Origin of the sequence: Pseudoalteromonas sp. J010, from assembly GCF_003934235.1 — a bacterium.
GTDB classification, from domain to species: Bacteria; Pseudomonadota; Gammaproteobacteria; order Enterobacterales; family Alteromonadaceae; genus Pseudoalteromonas; species Pseudoalteromonas peptidolytica.
Genome location: NZ_RDBW01000015.1, coordinates 25159 through 40786, shown reverse-complemented (window position 1 = coordinate 40786; position 15628 = coordinate 25159). Strand labels below are relative to the sequence as shown.

Genomic DNA, 15628 nt, shown 5'->3' with positions numbered 1-15628 from the left:
TTATAAAACAAATTTTTCCTTACCGTACTAGTATAGGACAAGAATTTGATGCAGCCTCTAAAATTCTGTTCAATATTCTTTACGTTTTTCTAGTCGACTAGCTATTCTTAGAGTATGATCCCGTCAACCGTGTAAACCCGTTTTGAGGAACAAATGCGTCTAGAGATACATTGCGCTGACCGAATTGGTATCGCCCAAGAGATTCTCAACATCTTGGTAAGCTACCGTGTTGACTTAAAAGGTATAGAAGTCGATTCAGTAAATTGTCGGATGTATGTGAGTTTTCCACCGATAGAATTCGAACAGTTTCAAAAAATCATGCCAGAGATACGTTTGATTGATGGTGTAGAAGATGTTCGCACCACGGCATTTTTGCCTTCTGAGCGTGAACATAATGAATTAAATACACTGCTCAGTGCTTTGCCTGATGGTGTTATATCAATAGACGCAAAAGGTTGGGTTCGTCATTGTAATGATGCTGCTTGTCGCGACCTAAACATGGTTGAGACTGATGTTATCGGCGCAAATATTAACAATCTTTTGAAAGGTTTTAATTTTACCCGCTGGTTAGAAGGCAAAGAAGTGTTAGGACAAACGACCCGTGTAGAAGTAGGCGGCGAAGACTTTATTGCGGATATTTTGCCGATTTCTGTGCCTCAAGGGGGAGACGGTGACGTTTTAGCTGGAGCGGTGATCAATATTAAGTCACAGTCTAGACTTGGTCAGCAAGTGAGTGCATTTCGTCGTTATGGCCAAGAGAGTTTTGCCACTATCCACAATCACAGTACAGCAATGCGCAGAGTGGTGCGTGAAGCGAGAAAAATGGCTCAACTAGAGGCACCAATTCTCATTACTGGAGAAACAGGAACAGGTAAAGAGCTCTTGGCACGAGCATGCCACTATGCTTCAAATCGTTCATTAAAGCCTTTTATTGCACTATCTTGTGCTTCATTACCTGATGATGTAGCGGAGTCAGAGCTATTTGGTTACGCCGGTTATGAAGAAAATGCGGCACCAAAGCGTGGGGTACTAGAGCAAGCAGATGGTGGTACCGTATTTCTTGATGAAGTCGGTGAGATGTCTACACAATTGCAGACTAAGCTTTTGCGCTTTTTGCAAGACGGTACTTTCCGTAAGGTCGGCGACGAAAATGAAGTAAAAGTGAATGTGCGAATTATCGCTGCAACCCAAAAAGATTTACCAGCAATGGTGCAAGAAGGTGCATTCAGAGAAGATCTCTACTACCGAATTAATGTGCTAACGCTAGAGATTGCACCGCTTAGAGATCGCAAGGCTGATATTGCTCCGCTGGCTGAGCACTTTGTGCAAAAATACGCGCAGCAAAATGGTCATCCAGCGCCTACTTTTGCTAGAGAGTGTATCGAGTTTCTAGAGCAATACCCATGGCCTGGTAATGTTAGGCAATTAGAAAACGCAATCTATCGCGCGGTTTCGCTATTAGATGATAAAGAGCTGCGTACAGAACACTTGAATTTACCTACCTTTACTCATGACTTGGGCTATTTAGAATCAGACTTTGAAGGGACGCTTGATCAGGCCGTTAAGCGCTTTGAAGCGACATTATTACGCAAGCTATATCCAGCTTATCCGAGCTCAAGGCAGTTGGCGAAGCGATTGGGTTTGAGCCATACTGCTGTTGCGAATAAGCTGCGTGAATACGGGATCAATAGAAAAACGGTAAAAGTGTAATATTAGTAGCTGCACGCACACAGCGAGTATAAGGGCTACAGGGAGTAGCCTTTATGATTTTGTGCCCATGTCTTTGTTAACGCCATCAACTTTAATACCTTCTATCCCATCTTCATCAAAAGTGAGCGTGATACTTACGTTATCTCTGGCAAAAAAGTAATCAATGCCATTTACTGTGAGTATATAGTTGCCTTTTACGGTACCACTAAATTCCTTTTTCGTTAATGCAATATGATGGTCAGCAATTTGCCACGTAAATTCAGAGATAAACCCCTGATTAAACTCTTGGATCCACACTTTTGCGTCGTCTTTACTCAGCGTGATTGCAACTGAGTAAGACTCCGGAAGTTCCGACATATCATATTGGTTTGCACCAATACGAAACTTTTCGGCTTGTTTATTCCAAGCAAAACCAAACGTAAATGCTTTATCTGCACCGGTAGGGTAAGTTAATGTACCTTCGCCTTTAAAGTCGAAGTCGGCGTAGCAAAAGCTGGAAAAAGTAAAGATTACAGCGCTGACAATGAGGGAAAATATGTTCATGGGCTTCACACCTATTTTGTTTTTTACCTGAGGGCTGAAAAATAAATGGGCTAACTCATCGTATTGAAAGCATGCCTTACTTTTACAAAGCTCAGGTTAGTTAATCTAGTTTACTTGGATGGTTATCGCAAGATGGAGACAGTTCACATCGAGGACATTAATGCAGCGTATGGTAACAAAATAATCTCTTTAGAATATGAATTGCTATGCTAGAATCGAAAAATTATTTACTGGTAAGACCATTGTTATGAATTTATATTTTCGTTTACTGTTACTGTTTTGGAAAATAAGAAAAAACCAACAACACGCTAACTCTATTCTTGACCCGATAGACATTACATACCGCGCGCTACCTAGTGATTGTGATATTAATATGCACCTCACGAATTCAAGGTACTTAGCCTTTATGGATTTAGCTCGGACCTGGATGACTGAGCGAGTAGGTTTATTCGCTGCGGTGATGAAGCGTCGTTGGTTTCCAATCGTGAATGCTACCGCGATCACTTACATTCGTGATATTAAGCCGCTACAAAAGTTCACCATCACAACGAAAGTGGTTGGTTGGGATCATAAGTACTTTTATATCGAGCAAAGGTTCCACTCGTCCCGTGGTTTACATGCTATTGCTTATGTCCGTGGTGTATTCAAACGCAAAGGTGGAATAGTTACCATTGAAGAAATGCTAGAAATTGCAGGATTTAAAGGCGAAGCACCAATTTTATCGCCGGAGATTATGCACTGGAAAGCTATGCTAGAGGCGAAAAAGAGCAGTAATTTGTAACGGTGAACAAAAAGATAAAGGCCACAATAGTGGCCTTGGGGATTGAGAAAGTAACAGTAATTTATTGTCTATACCGCAAAGGTATTAGAATTTGTATTTGACACCAAACATTGCAACAACAGGGTCAATCTCTACATCTGAAGTCAGTGCTTTTGCACCATTTGCATATACAGTTGCGTCAGTATCAATGTCCATTTTAGATATCATACCGTGTAGACCCCACTTTTCATTCAAGTCGTAGTTAAAGCCAACTTGTAACGCAATACCGAACGAACTGTCTAGATCTACTTCTACATCATTTGTACCCAAAGTTGCTTTTAATGCTGCACTTGGCTCTTCGTCAAAAAATACGGTGTAGTTTAAACCTGCGCCGATAAATGGACGGAACTTAGCCGTTGCATCAAAAAAGTGATACTGAGCGATTAATGTTGGTGGTAAATGCTTTATATCAGCTATCTCTGCACCTGCTAGGCCGCCTGCACCATCTACTGTATGAGAGAACGGTGTAGCTGCGATTAATTCAAAAACGATGTTATCGTTATAATGGTAATCAAGTGTGATACCTAGCTGTGTATTTGAATCAGCAACTAAGCCAAGCGCATTGTTTTCGTTGATTGCAGAAGCTGTGTTGTCAGGGTTTACATTAATTGCACCAACGTTAACACTGAAATTTGCCTGTGCAAATGGAGCAGCAACTAGCAATGTAGATAAAAGTGCAGCAGTTAAAGTTTTCATATTCTTCTCCTAACCCTATGTGAGGACATTTTTCAAACTGTGAAACAGTGTGTGTTTTCAATGAGGTCATCATAAAAGGCTTCAAAAAATGAAAAACTGTTCTAGATCAATTTTTAAATTGGATACGTTCAGAAATTTTTGAAAGTTTGATTTAGATTAAGTTTTGATGATGTCATGGCTCTGCATTAAAACTGCAATACTATGGTCAAAGTTAACGCTTTTAATACGAGTACGATTTTACAGTGTAGTCGCTTCTATATATGTCACTAGCACCTCAGTATCTCAATACTCGCACATCTTATGCCATAGAGATCTTAACCCGTTTGATCCAAGCGCCTTCGGTAACACCTTGTGATGCAGGCACCATCGCATTTATGTCAGAACAGCTTGCAGGGCTGGGTTTTACCACTGAGCAGTTTGAAGTACAGGGAGTGAAAAATTTAATTGCGAGCTATCACTTTTCTGACGGCCCTATTTTGGCCTTTTCTGGTCATGTGGATGTTGTGCCTGCGGACAATCGAGGTTGGATTGTACCGCCGTTTAGTGCGCAAATTGTCGATGGTGTAATGTATGGTCGTGGCGCTGCGGATATGAAAGCGGGTATTGCCTCAATGCTTTCTGCCACACGTGAATTACTTAATTTTCGCCATAAACTCCATGGCACCTTTTACTGGTTACTTACCTCTGATGAAGAAGGGGAGGCTGAGTTTGGCTCAAAACTTATCGCCGATCGTCTAGTAGAAAAAGGTATCGAATTAGATGCGTGTTTAGTTGGTGAACCAACAGCTCATATGGCCGTTGGTGATACGATTAAAAATGGTCGTCGTGGTGCAATATCTGGACGAGTTCAGATTAAGGGCAAGGCGGGACATGTGGCATATCCAGAGCAAACTATCAACGCTGCACACATAGCAGGGCAGCTCGTAAGTCAGCTATCATTACTACCTTGGTGGAAAGATGAGGCAGGTTCACAAACGACACTGCAGGTCACAGGGATCACGGTACCAAACATCGTTGATAATTTAGTGCCCTCAGAGTGTGAAATTACATTTAATATTCGCTACAGTCACGCCTATAAAAGCCAAGAGGTTATGCGATATATAGAAGAGTCACTAGCAAAGTCAGGTGCATCGTTGGCGTTGACATGGGAGCGTCCCTGTGAGTCCTTTTACACTGGAGCTAAGCAAACACAATGTTTTTTGACGTTGGTTGAACAAGCGATAAAAGACATGACAGGACAATACCCAGCATTGAGTACGGCGGGTGGCACCTCAGATGGTCGCTTTTTTGCAACAGCTAAAACACAAGTGATTGAATGTGGCGTGAAGAATGATTCCATTCATCAAGTTAATGAGCATGTATCACTCATGGATATTGATACCATTGAAAAAATATACCTTTCTGTTTTAAAAAGGTTTTTTATTAAAGATGAAGTTTTTTGAAAAATTTTCTTGAAAATAAATTTGCTGACCATAAATACAGTTATGAGGACGCCGTAAGGGTCTGAAAAATTAAATAACTATTTGTTTTATTTGTACTTATTGGTTCATTTTGAAGAGTAAGTACTATGTATGGCTTTAAGAGGATACAAATTATGCGTACAGTAGATTTATCACCACTTTACCGTTCATTTATCGGTTTTGACCATTTAGCTTCTATGATGGATGCCGCTGCAAGAACAGATAAGCAACCAAGTTATCCGCCATACAATATTGAAGCTCTAGGCAAAGATAAGTATCAAATTACCATGGCTGTTGCTGGCTTTACCGAGCAAGAGCTAACTCTGGAATCAGAAAATAACACCTTGACCGTAAAAGGTAAAAAGCAAGATGCTGACGAGTCGAAAGAACGTAAGTTTATTCATCAAGGAATAGCGCAGCGCGGATTTGAACGTAAGTTTCAGCTGGGAGATCATGTTAACGTGTTAGGTGCAGACCTAAGTCATGGTTTGCTGGTTATAGACCTTGAGCGAGTGGTGCCTGAAGCGTTGAAACCAAGAAAAATAGAAATTGCTTCGGGCAAGTTGCTAGAAAATAAGTAACTTTCGTAAACTTTCAAGTTTTCCAACCCGCCGCCGTAAGGCGGCTTTTTCTTTATGCGCTATGCCTTACAATGGCCAACATAGTGTTCTTACTAAATACCGAGTATGGTGAGTTCAGTACGTCCTACTCCCTGCTTAATTTGAAGAAGTAAACCTGACGCAACCGGTGTTCGACAAGATTTTCTTGCCTCAAAGTAGGTCTGCAAATTAGTATCAAAGTAAACACGATAGCGAGTAGCGATATGGAATTAAAAGATAAGCTTATTCTATTGCTAAAATCTGGTGGCTTGTCGCTTGGTATAACAACGATTTTTTACACGCTATTATTTGGCATGTCTGCACAGTTCCATCACCAGATCCCATTTTCACCTTTCTCGGGAGAGTCGGGTATCGATATGATGTTGGTTTATAGTTTTTTGATTTTTTTGTCGAGTAGCATCTTTAGCTATTTTTTCTTGAAAATACATAATGCTCGCAACCATATGCACGTTGATGGATTGGTGATCACCATAAAATATATGCACCTAGTGTTGTGGCTTGGTGTTATTGGTATCGCTACCTATACGTTGCTGCACATGAAGCAGCATACTTCTGTGTTGCAGCAAGCAAAAGACATAAGCACCACGCCGACACAATTGGAAAAACTAGTCTCTTATTTACCAGAACATGGTGATGTGATTGATATTGCGGTGGCGAGCAACTCGAATACCTCTGCGGCGACGTTAACCTATTTAAGTTTGAGACGAGACTTCAGTACCCATTTAGCATTGGCATCTAACCCGAGTACACCTAAAAAGGTGCTTGAAGAAATCATCGGATATTATCAAGATGGACAACAGGATGTGGTCATAAATGCCGTGTTGCGTAATCCAAATGTAGCGAATGGCAGCACTAAATTACGCGTGCATTGACAACGCGGTGAAGGGTAATCTATCAAAGGTCAGTAGGTTCTAGCGTCTAGCCTCAGTTATCACTTAGCTCTTTTCGTAGTGTATTTTGCATATGCTGAAGTGCGGAGATTTTGTCTCTTGCTTCTTGTAGTTGTGCTTGAGGTAACCCTGCTTGAACACCTCGAGTGAGTAATGCGTCGAGTTGTTCTACTTTGCTATCTACAGCAGCAATATATGCCTGTTTTAACTGTACCTCTTTATCATCCAAGTATGCTTGGTACGCTTCGGGGTTAGTTAAATCACCTTGGTATTGAAGCTCATTTTTGGTGGCATTGTTGATGGGCGGTAAATACTGTGGCGGATGAATAGGGGCTATGGTAAACGTATCATCTTTTTTACTCGATGTCGGCTGTGAGGTGTCTTTCTTTGCGCGTAGCTCTGTGGGAAATTCAGCAGGCAGCAGATCTGCCTGTATTTCTCTTGATAGGCTGGGCTGGGGGGGCTGCCAACTGTTGTTGGCATACTTCAGCGTAAATAGCGCGATGATTAAACCAAGAAAAATAGCAACAGCTACCTGCCAATATTTCATAATATCGTTCCGTTATTTGTTCGCTTCCATTGTTGATAATCTTGTTCAAACTTACTTTTAGCAAAGCTTTGTGTAAGCGCGAGCATGGCTTGATAGCGTACTGTCTCACTATTTATATCATAATATCCATAGACGGGAGAGGTGCTGAATAATACTAGCCACTGTCCGGTAGGGGTTCGGATACTGTGGGTCATTTGACCATGTTTATTGCTAAATGCTAATTGGGTTTCCCATTTAGGTTCACTTTGTCGTGTTAGCGGTTTGGGCACCGACTTCCACACCAAAGAAGGGCTAAACTTGTCGATTGCTTTTTGCCACGAATTTGCCTTGGTATAAGCACTAAATTGCTCTGCATCTCGTTTGCTTTTGAACTTGGCAGCGATAGCATCGACCTGTTGTATATACCTAAAACGATCTTTATGCTTAGCGTAATAACTAGCGACTGCTTGCATCGGGATTTCAGCGCGTAATGCCTCAACATATTCACTCGTTGCCCCATGCATTTCTTCTTTGACGCCAAGGTAAGCTAACATGCTTGGTCTTAACAGCTCACCTGCCACAACTTGCCGTAATTGTGATAAGTTGAGATTGTGTTGTTTTAGATAAGTACGGGCCTGACTGAATAGAGCTTGTTGATAGAGGCGTTGCTCCACAATGGCACGAAGCAACTTAATATCTCCTTGATGTAATTTAAACCGATTCTGCATAGATTGGCTGAACATGACTTGCTCAAGGGAGAACGCAGATGAGTTTGTCAGCTTAATCTGTTTCCATTTGAGTAATTGCTCAGTTGTATACTGGCCATCTGCGGGATAGGTTCCAAGCAGTGCTTTAATTTGTGAACTATCAATCGGCAATGGATTGGATTGCTTTTTTATTTTCTTTAACTCAGTGAACCAATCAAGTAACGCAGCTGCGAGAAATTTATCGATATGATACTCAGTGCTAAAGCCAACACTTGATTGACGGTCAAGTATGCTTGGGTTAAATCGCTTGGCCTGCCAGAGAAGGAATTGGTTTTCCAGCAATTGAGTTTCAGTTTGCTGCAAGGTGAATTCTCTACCTTGCTCCAAGTACAACTTATGGATCAWGGGCAGTAGTGTTGGCGGTAAAGTAGGTGATGCAAAGCTTGGTAAGCAAAAATTGCTTACCAGGAAAAGTAATACAAACCGCATTATCTCACGTCCATGGCGTGATTTAACAGGTGGACAACCATAGCGATTGCATGAGGGATGACCTGTTTTGCTGTATTCACACGATCATAATGATCCTTAGAGTTGAGCACTATGCCACCTTGTGAGTATGAAAAAGCACCGCCTTGGGTTAGTAATGGCCGGATATCAGTCGAATGAGTATCAACGGCACTAAAGCTTGTCATTGCTTGTTTTACCAAGCTAAAGTCATTTAGCGACTCTTGATCATAATAATCTTTTACCCAAGACTCCCAACCAGAGTGATTGAGATCTGAGGTTGTCCATGTGTGATGTGGTTGAAGTAAGTCGGTGGTATGAAAAACAAAACCTAATACTTGCGGATTACCGCTTTCTACATAGCTTTGATACCAATATTGACCTAAATTATCGATAGGTTGAAATGGCATCTCTTCAAAGTCATCATACATGCTATATGTTGAGTGACTGTCGATACGGTAGTTTTTTTCAGTAACTCCGTAACTGTTATATTCGCTGTCATCGGCATTAAACCAACCCGTTTCACCACCGTGACCATCATCTAGATAATCACCTTTTAACCAAGTCGCAGCCATGTTATCTATGGCTCCCCATACGGTCAGTTTTTGGTAGTTATAGCCACCAAAGTCATTGCCATGAGTATCGGCTCCCTGTGTGTGGTTTTGAAAGTGCCAATAACTTGTATACTTTACGATACTTTCTGCAGCTCCCCACAGCGGTGCTTGCACACAATCTCCCGTGATAGCACCGCAAAAAAATGTGTCTTCAAAATCATCTACATCGAATGCCGCTTGACCTAAAACATTGGCAAGTTGCGAGACCGACATCCCATTAGCTTGGGCATACGCTTGTAACTTTGCGTACCGAGTAGTTGTAGGGTTTTTTGCCATGTAGTTAACGGCATCAATCACAATACGTTTGTGTGTTTCTTGACTGAAAGCTGCGCTGTGGCCAGCCGTAAAGAGCAGTGCAGCAGATAGTAGATAGTGTTTCATAGTTCGCCTTTCATTTATTTTAATTAGTTCTTCATTTGCTCGAATAAGCAAAGTGGGCTATTTGACACAATCTATGTGAAATAAATATTAAAATAAAGTTAAATGTAGATTCTGTTAAAAAGTATATTAAGATGCTTGTTGGTCACAAATGGGTCAGGTATGATCTCGGGTAGAATTTAGGCACATGTGCACTAAACAAAGAAACTATGAAAAAACTACTAATAATAATTAGTTTACTCTTGCCACTTTATGGCGTTTGCGAGGAACCAAGCGATGATCTTGAGGATGAGTTCGCATGGCAGCTGAGTGTGGGCGCGTTTTACGTTGATATGACAATGCCTGAATTGATCGGAACAGATTCGACGTTCAAGCATGGCACCTTTCTCGTTGATGCCAAAATAGAGTATAAAAACTTTTATCTAAATACTCACTCTGGAGATTTTTTTGGTGGCTCTGATGTGGGCTATCAAATTATTAATACCGGTGAGTGGGGGATCGATGCCATTTACGGTAGTTATATGCTGCCGTTTTCCGAGCGAGGCTACCATGATAGCGATGACGTGGTTCCAGAGCTTAGAGGAATAAAAAAACGCGATCAAGATAACTCAATTGGTTTTTCCTATTATCGCCATGTTGGTGAGTTTTTAGCCGTTGCTGAAGTCGTTTACGATGTTTTTGGAGATACTGATGGTTGGGTATTTCACGTTGAGGCAACACGCAATTTTGAGTTAAGAAATTGGGATCTTTGGCTCAACTTTGGCGCTAACTATTACTCCAGCAATTTTCACAATTACTTCTATGGGGTCTCTGAGACTGAGATCAACCAATACCTTACGCCATACACTCCGGGCTCATCGACATCGGCGTTTATTCAGATGCAGCTCAATTACCCTATTGCAGAAGACTGGGTGTTTAGCTCCGGTGCTTCATGGTTGATTGGTTCGCAAGATACGCTAAATAGTCCATTAGTTCGTTCTCGTCATGCCAGAGTCTTCTTTACTGGGGTGAAATATGTTTTCTAAATTGATCACATGGATTGTGCTGTCTCTGAGTATGCTCTTGAGTTATCAATTGCAAGCGCAAGAGATAGAAACTGTGGGAATACTGCATGCTGTACCGAGCAAATGTGTTGCCCTAAACCAGGGGAGGACGTGCTATGCTGATGTTAAAGTGACAGTTAATGCGCCTAGTGAAGGTGACTACTGCATTAGAGAAAGCTTATCTAAAAAAATACTGCAATGTTGGGCTAAAGCTGACACCTTCAAGTATGAACTTGATTTTAGCTCCGATGAGAGCTTGAGTTATGAGCTGATCTCAAAGAAAAGTCGAGATGTGCTAGCTGTGACCACTATTGAGGTAAATTGGGTGCATAAAGTGAAAACGAAAAAGCGTCGTTGGCGTCTGTTCTAATCTTGTTATACGAGACCAAACGCTTTATTTATCGATGCTCTTTCGTTGTTTCTGTGGGTAGTCGTCAACCGACACGCTGAAGCTTTACGTGTGTCACTCCATAGCTGATTGTCAGCAATAAACCATTATAATGACTCTATGTTGTTCAAGCACCAATCTGCTCTGCGAAGAGTCGCTTGTTGCGTTTGTTCATCTTGTTTATACCAATTGCGGTATATCATGCCTATGCGATGGTTTTTGCCAAACTTATCTTCGTGTCTAACCATAAAATGCCAGTAAAGGCTATTGAGTGGGCAGGCATTATCGGTTGACTTCTGTTTGACGTCATAATGACAGTCACGGCAATAATCACTCATTTTGTGTATGTAGTTACCACTTGCGGCGTAGGGCTTAGTTGCAACAATACCATGGTCGGCAAATTGGGTCATACCGCGGGTATTTGGCATTTCTACCCATTCGATGGCATCGATATAAACCCCCAGGTACCAATCGTCTACTTGATTTGGGTCTATTCCAGTTAATAGACAAAAGTTACCTGTTACCATTAATCTTTGAATATGATGGGCATACGCATATTCAAGACTTTGGTTAATAGCTTCACTCAAGCAGCGCATTTTGGTTTTACCATGCCAAAAATACTCAGGGAGCTTGCGCTGTGCAAGTAGGTAGTTCTTATGGCTGTAGTCTGGCATGTTAAGCCAATATACTGCACGAATGTATTCTCTCCAGCCAAGGATCTGTCTTACAAACCCCTCAACTTGTGCAATATCAATGTTAGAGTTTTCTTGGTAGGCAGCAATTGCTGCGTCAATAACTTGTTTGGGACTAAGCATTTTAGCATTAATGGCAAATGAGAGCCGAGAGTGATAAAGCGTCCATTTGTGCTCACTATGACATGTCATGGCATCTTGGAACTGACCAAATAAAGGCAGCAAATGGTCGCAAAAAAAACTTAATAGTTCCCGGGCTTGTGTGCGAGTTGTTGGCCAAATTAATAGTGGCTGTGCTTTGCCTATGGTGTTGATTTGATGTCGTTTTAAGCGGTCGATAATGTCACTGACATTGTTTGCAAAGCATAGTGGCTCCGGGATTGAATCAAGGTCTGCTTTCTTTAATTTGTTACGGTTTTGGCTATCAAAATTCCATTGGCCACCGACAGGTTCATCTTCATCCATCAATACGTTAAAGCGCCGTCTTAGTTTCCGATAGAAAAACTCCATGGTCGTGTGTTTGGCTGGCTTTAGATAGGTATCCAACTCTTCAAACGGTACTAAAAAGTGTTCAGTGTCTACGGTGCGTAACTGCAAATTATCGAGAGAAAGCCCGCCGAGTTGCTTTAAGAGTCGATATTCATCAGGCCTTTGATACTCAAAGCTTTCTACCTGAAACTTTTTGCATAGATGAGTAACGAGCGCCGGCAAATCATCATATTGTTTAGTGTCATCGAGGGTTAAATGGAGAACGTGATAACCTGCTTTAGTGAGTGCTTTGGCAAAATTTTCCATTGCTTTAAAAAAAGCACACACTTTTTGAATGTGGTGGTTAGTATAGTCTGTTTCCTGTTGCAGTTCTGCAATCACATAAAGGTATTCGTTCTTATTCTCTTGTGAAAACCAGCTATGTTTGGCGTTTAGCTGATCGCCAAAGATAAGTCTTAGTCCTTGGTATTTACTGTTCAGTCCAGACATTATTACTCCTCCAACGGCCAATCTACATAATCTCGGGTATCTAATAGCTTATGAGATGTACCGCGCCAGCGCATTATATATTCACCGTTGGGGTCAAACATTGACTGCTGCTTTGCTAGATTAAAATGGCGACCGCCACGGGGATCGGCGCCAACTCCCGCAATATATTGCCAATTCCCCCAGTTTGCGGCAACGTCATAGTCGATAAGATTTTGTTCAAAAAAGGCCGCACCGTAGCGCCAATCCAGTTGCAGCTCGTTGACAAAATAACTTGCTGTGATTTGGCGAGCACGATTTGAGATCCATCCTGTCTCTCTGAGTTCGGTCATGATGGCGTTGATAAATGCACTGGGTGTTTTACTTTGACACCATTTTTGAAAACGCTCTGGATAAAAACTGGTTGTCGGTTTTTTATTTTTCACACCTGTAAATGCAAATAGCCGGTGTTGGTGTTTGAGTGCATACCACTGGAAGTATTCACGCCACAACAATTCAAACCAGATCCAATAGGTTGACTCATTCGCACCATATTGATGTTCAAACTGGTTAAGGGCGTGCTTAACCTGGCGAGGGCTCACTGCACCCGTTGCTAGGATGGGACTAAATTGTGTCGAAAACCCGTCGCCGCACAACGCATTTCTCGTTTCTTTGTATTGCTTGGCTGCGTCAGTTTGGAAATACTGTTTAAGCTTATCTTGCGCTTGCTTCTCTCCTGCATAAAAGTCCCCGCTGTAGTCTCCCGTTGCTGTGAACTTGACTAAAGTTGAAGTATTAGGTGGTTTTGGGGGTAACTGCGGGGCAGGTAACGGCTCGTTAGGCACTAACGCTTCAACGCGTTTTCTAAAAGGTGTAAAACTCGGTGGCAACTCATTGAGAGAAAATGGCAACATATCAGGCGTGAACAGAGTATGAGCGTACTCTGAAATGAATTTTACCTCAGGGCAGTGTGTTTGCAATCGTAGCCAGTATTTGTGTTCATCTGCTCCTGAGTGTACCGAGCGGCCAATATGTGTGACAGCACAGTTGCGGATAATTGCTACCAACCCCTGCAATTTATTTGCCTCAGGCACAATATAGAGCGCTTGATGACGAGCGTCTAATTCCTGTTGTAACGCAGCCACAGTCGCTTCTTCATAAGCACTAGCTGGAACGGATTTTGAACACTGTGCTTTGCTACTGCTCCAGATGTTGTTGTTGGGTAAATAAACACAAATAAGACGCTCAACCTGCGATGCTAGGGTAACAAGTGAGGGGTTATCTTTTAAACGACAATCATTATCAAAAACATAGAGTCCTATTTTCACACTTATTCTCGGTCGATAGTAGAACAATAAGACTCTATACGGAAAAGGGGATAAAGTTGGTCAGTTATGCCAATTAATTTTACTACTTACTCAATTTGAAGGGGAAATCTGACGCTAACTGCGCTAGAAATTCTCGTTTTAACTTGAGGTTTGTGTAAAGAATGTTCTAGCTCATTGCTGCTAAAGCATAACTTTTTTCTCAACTCATTAYAGAAAGCTTAATCAAACAAATTGGTATTATTTCTTGCAAGACTCAATTAAATACCGTAAGTGAGCGCCTACATCCTGCGTTTTAGTCTGACCTTGCTCTAACAAAGCACTTGCTTGCTGCTTAAGCTCAGATAAGTCGTATTGTTCAAGCAAGGTTTTTAAATATCTGACTGTGTCAGCACCTTGCTGTAATAGCTCCGGAAACTGTTCAATCGAGATTTCTTGATCACTTAAACGCGCAATTGAATTAAGTAAATCGCTCAGGTTGGCACTGTCTTGTAGCGCACCTTCGACTGAAATAAGTGCTCCCATTGGGTCAGCGTCGAGATTATTAGCCACACAAGCCGCAATACTGCCTGCTGCGGCTGATGCTTGCACTGATTCTAAGCCTTTGTCTCTTATTTGTTCAACCACTTCCTGTAATTCTTGGTGTTGAGATAAATAGTTCGCCTCAACTTTGGCTTTTGAGTCTTCAAACACATCGCATGCTGTCAGTGACAAGACCAAAGTAGATGCAAATATAGCCGCTCTTAGCATATCATTTTCCTATAAAAATATTTTAAGGAAGTCTAATAAGCTAACGTCAAGAAGTCACGCTTAGTTTGCGCAGTTCCACACTTGATTTTGAGCGCTTTATCATGCGCAACTCTGAATTAAGCGAGCTAATTTGCTTGCTGTTGAGCCTTTTTGAACTCTTGTAACTCTACTACATTGCTTCGTTTAAAAAGCTCAGATCGAAGCATATTTTCTACTAACAGCAGTGCCTTGTTCCAAGCATTTTTTGCTGCGCTGGTAAAATGCCGACCAAGATGACATTTCAGCGTGTTAATAAAGGTGAACAATAACGCTGAAATATCTCGCTCCGATGTTCCCATAAACAGCAACGTACTTTTTTGTTGCCTTAAGTAATGTAGTAAGTTTGATTGTTGTGGCAGTCGCATTACGCAACTTTGAACAAAATCAAATATTTGATGCTCCCAAATAATCAATTGACCGGCGTTGTTCGGGATCTGCATCCGCAGATCATAATGTTGGAGCTGATTATACCAAGACGTACAAAAGCCATGAAAGTTAGGCCGGATACTCGCAAGAGTCTGAGTTAACAGTTGATACTGGTATGGAGTAATGCTCATAGACGCCTCTTCAAATTGATGAAGAGCGGATCCTTTGCTCAAATTACATAACACCAATTGAGTATATTTCCTAACGAATTTAAAGTTTTAATGCGCTATTCGCTGCCTTGCGTATTCCTATTTAAAGTAACGGGTAGCAACGCCTTGTTTGGCTGGTAACGCAATTTCCAACTTGAAAACAGGTTATTTACTGCAATTGGTATTAAACCTTGAATTGAGTATAGTCGATTTTAGAAAATGCGAGACTTTTTGATATTTTTTTGTGAGATTTTTCTTACTTTTTCTGTGTTGAGATGAGAGAACCATATATTTGGACCACAGGTCATGTGAGCCAGTGTTGTACTAGCTCACATAAATAATCAAACAGGGCCTTTAGGGTTACCTAAAAGCGATCGGCTTTATTGTTTGC

At 41.5% G+C, this 15628-nt stretch carries 16 protein-coding genes; 7 read left to right on the top strand and 9 right to left on the bottom strand.

Annotated features, from left to right (window positions below):
• Positions 1 to 153 precede the first annotated feature (153 nt).
• A complete protein-coding gene (tyrR, locus tag EAG18_RS09790; protein WP_125252202.1) occupies positions 154 to 1710 on the top strand; it encodes a transcriptional regulator TyrR in 1557 nt (518 codons plus the stop codon).
• A 51-nt stretch (positions 1711 to 1761) separates the two neighbouring features.
• Here the strand turns inward: tyrR and EAG18_RS09785 are convergent, their stop codons facing one another.
• On the bottom strand, positions 1762 to 2253 hold the full coding sequence (locus EAG18_RS09785) for a hypothetical protein (RefSeq protein WP_176032960.1): 492 nt from the start codon (positions 2251 to 2253) through the stop codon (positions 1762 to 1764).
• 247 nt (positions 2254 to 2500) lie between these two features.
• On the opposite strand from EAG18_RS09785, the gene EAG18_RS09780 reads away from it, so the two are divergent.
• Complete coding sequence (locus tag EAG18_RS09780) at positions 2501 to 3034, top strand: acyl-CoA thioesterase (RefSeq protein WP_125252200.1); 534 nt, start codon at positions 2501 to 2503, stop codon at positions 3032 to 3034.
• An 84-nt stretch (positions 3035 to 3118) separates the two neighbouring features.
• Here EAG18_RS09780 and EAG18_RS09775 read toward each other — a convergent pair whose 3' ends face one another.
• Positions 3119 to 3769 carry an OmpW family outer membrane protein gene (locus EAG18_RS09775; RefSeq protein ID WP_125252199.1) on the bottom strand — a complete coding sequence of 217 codons (651 nt, stop codon included), beginning with the start codon at positions 3767 to 3769 and terminating at the stop codon, positions 3119 to 3121.
• Between the two features lie 260 nt (positions 3770 to 4029).
• Between EAG18_RS09775 and dapE the strand changes: the two genes are divergently transcribed.
• From dapE to EAG18_RS09760, 3 genes are all read left to right on the top strand, one after another.
• A complete protein-coding gene (gene dapE / locus EAG18_RS09770) occupies positions 4030 to 5211 on the top strand; it encodes a succinyl-diaminopimelate desuccinylase (RefSeq protein ID WP_125252198.1) in 1182 nt (393 codons plus the stop codon).
• A 152-nt stretch (positions 5212 to 5363) separates the two neighbouring features.
• The gene (locus EAG18_RS09765) at positions 5364 to 5810 is read left to right on the top strand and encodes an Hsp20 family protein (protein ID WP_125252197.1); all 447 of its coding nucleotides are present in this window, start codon (positions 5364 to 5366) and stop codon (positions 5808 to 5810) included.
• 242 nt (positions 5811 to 6052) lie between these two features.
• Positions 6053 to 6721: a hypothetical protein gene (locus tag EAG18_RS09760; protein ID WP_125252196.1), complete on the top strand. Its 669-nt coding sequence runs from the start codon at positions 6053 to 6055 to the stop codon at positions 6719 to 6721.
• Between the two features lie 52 nt (positions 6722 to 6773).
• Here EAG18_RS09760 and EAG18_RS09755 read toward each other — a convergent pair whose 3' ends face one another.
• The 3 genes from EAG18_RS09755 to EAG18_RS09745 form a co-directional block, all read right to left on the bottom strand.
• Positions 6774 to 7289, bottom strand: coding sequence for a hypothetical protein (locus tag EAG18_RS09755; protein WP_125252195.1), 516 nt, complete (start codon positions 7287 to 7289; stop codon positions 6774 to 6776).
• Positions 7286 to 8338, bottom strand: a complete 1053-nt coding sequence (locus EAG18_RS09750; RefSeq protein ID WP_275557256.1) for a peptidyl-prolyl cis-trans isomerase — start codon at positions 8336 to 8338, stop codon at positions 7286 to 7288. Before EAG18_RS09750 ends, EAG18_RS09755 begins: the two co-directional genes overlap by 4 nt.
• A 125-nt stretch (positions 8339 to 8463) precedes the next feature.
• Positions 8464 to 9474: a phospholipase gene (locus EAG18_RS09745; protein ID WP_125252193.1), complete on the bottom strand. Its 1011-nt coding sequence runs from the start codon at positions 9472 to 9474 to the stop codon at positions 8464 to 8466.
• 206 nt (positions 9475 to 9680) lie between these two features.
• Between EAG18_RS09745 and EAG18_RS09740 the strand changes: the two genes are divergently transcribed.
• Positions 9681 to 10496, top strand: a complete 816-nt coding sequence (locus EAG18_RS09740) for a MipA/OmpV family protein (RefSeq protein WP_125252192.1) — start codon at positions 9681 to 9683, stop codon at positions 10494 to 10496.
• Positions 10486 to 10884: a DUF3019 domain-containing protein gene (locus EAG18_RS09735; RefSeq protein WP_125252191.1), complete on the top strand. Its 399-nt coding sequence runs from the start codon at positions 10486 to 10488 to the stop codon at positions 10882 to 10884. The genes EAG18_RS09740 and EAG18_RS09735 overlap by 11 nt, the downstream gene beginning before the upstream one ends.
• Positions 10885 to 11009: 125 nt before the next feature.
• Here EAG18_RS09735 and EAG18_RS09730 read toward each other — a convergent pair whose 3' ends face one another.
• The 4 genes from EAG18_RS09730 to EAG18_RS09715 all read right to left on the bottom strand — a co-directional run bounded on the left by EAG18_RS09730 (position 11010) and on the right by EAG18_RS09715 (position 15219).
• Entirely contained in the window at positions 11010 to 12572 is a 1563-nt protein-coding gene (locus EAG18_RS09730) for a cryptochrome/photolyase family protein (RefSeq protein WP_125252190.1), read from the bottom strand.
• Between the two features lie 2 nt (positions 12573 to 12574).
• The gene (locus EAG18_RS09725; RefSeq protein WP_125252189.1) at positions 12575 to 13876 is read right to left on the bottom strand and encodes a DASH family cryptochrome; all 1302 of its coding nucleotides are present in this window, start codon (positions 13874 to 13876) and stop codon (positions 12575 to 12577) included.
• Between the two features lie 237 nt (positions 13877 to 14113).
• Complete coding sequence (locus EAG18_RS09720; RefSeq protein WP_125252188.1) at positions 14114 to 14623, bottom strand: hypothetical protein; 510 nt, start codon at positions 14621 to 14623, stop codon at positions 14114 to 14116.
• Positions 14624 to 14748: 125 nt separating this feature from the next.
• Entirely contained in the window at positions 14749 to 15219 is a 471-nt protein-coding gene (locus tag EAG18_RS09715; protein WP_125252187.1) for a hypothetical protein, read from the bottom strand.
• Positions 15220 to 15628: the final 409 nt, after the last annotated feature.